Origin of the sequence: Gottfriedia sp. NPDC056225 (genome assembly GCF_042267765.1) — a bacterium.
Classification (GTDB): Bacteria; Bacillota; Bacilli; order Bacillales; family Bacillaceae_G; genus Gottfriedia.
On the sequence record NZ_JBHJTJ010000141.1, the window covers coordinates 1 to 1,315 of the forward strand.

2 protein-coding genes are annotated in these 1,315 nt (G+C 29.0%); both read left to right on the plus strand.

Annotated features, from left to right (window positions below):
* Window positions 1-230: 230 nt before the first annotated feature.
* Window positions 231-854 (plus strand): hypothetical protein, encoded by a 624-nt coding sequence (locus tag ACFCYN_RS25465; RefSeq protein WP_375952980.1) that lies wholly within the window; start codon window positions 231-233, stop codon window positions 852-854.
* Window positions 855-1,017: 163 nt separating this feature from the next.
* Window positions 1,018-1,269: a hypothetical protein gene (locus tag ACFCYN_RS25470; protein ID WP_172444332.1), complete on the plus strand. Its 252-nt coding sequence runs from the start codon at window positions 1,018-1,020 to the stop codon at window positions 1,267-1,269.
* The last annotated feature ends 46 nt before the right edge of the window (window positions 1,270-1,315 follow it).

Genomic DNA, 1,315 nt, shown 5'->3' on the forward strand with positions numbered 1-1,315 from the left:
AGGTGTTATGCTTACATTAATCGCTATTATTATTTTAGGTTCTATCATTTGGAATTACTTTAAGTAATTTCTATTTTTATTTCTCTATTTTATGATCCCTTATGCAACTAACTGATGCATTAGTGGAAGAAAACGAGTTACTTGCAGCTCGTTTTTTTATTGAAGTAAATGGCAGTTTAGTTCAATAAGGAATGATACAATTATTCATATACTAAGGGGTGGTGTTTAACTTGGATTGGAAATCCTTCTTTATAAAAGACGTCAATAAATTTAACAAATTAAAGAATATTCAAGAGGATATCTTTTTATTAGACAAAGAGTTCCCTAATCAAGTATTTCAAAAAGAGTTTAGTAATTACCGCTTTGAACAGTTCGATAATTTAATGAGTGAAGAATTTTGGACAACAATACGTAGATTAGCCGAATGGTCGAAAGATGAGTATGTAATTTTTGCAGTTTTATCACCTCACCCAAAAGACTATTATTATAAGGAATTCGGTTATTTTAATTGGTTAGAGCTGCCTATTAATCTTACTGGTGATGATTATTTAGACATATTAAACGAAGGTCCACAAAATTATGAAGCTGATGCAATCATAAATAATTCGTTTATTATTACGTTATTCTCTCCCTCAAAAAAATGGGGAATATGGGCTGATAGGGATTATGAGATAACCGTTATTGCTTTTAACGATAATGATTTAAACATTGATGTAGTGCTAGATACAAAAGTATGGCTTTCAGCTGAAAATGAAGTAGTACAAGAATGGATGAGTTATACTTTTAGACCAGATTTTAAAGTTCCACATTCTATTTCAAATAAGTTAATAATGAATTACGCAAAAAACAGATAAAATCAACTTGAATTTAAAAGGTTCTTATGCAACTAACGCATGCGATAGTTGAAGATTACGAGTTGCTTGCTGCTCGTTTTTTTATTCGAGTAAATGGCAGGATAGTTGAACAAGAATGTAGAAACTTACATTAAAAAATACTAAGAAATAGGGGATTAACTAAATGAAAAACTTTGGGATAATATGTGTATTTATGGGAGTTATTATGATGGTTTTAGCTGGGTTAGAAAAGATACTTATTTCCTTATCTTTTAATGGTAATGGTAACGGTATTGATATGACCACTATTAAAAATTTAACACCTTCATATTTATGGAATATTACAAACTTCACCTTCTGGTTTGGATTATTATTTTTCATTATTGGTTTAAGTGTATTTTTCGAAGTCTCAAAATATTTTAAAGTGGAAAATTAATTTTATTATAATTCCTTATGTAACTAACGCATGCATTAGTTGAACA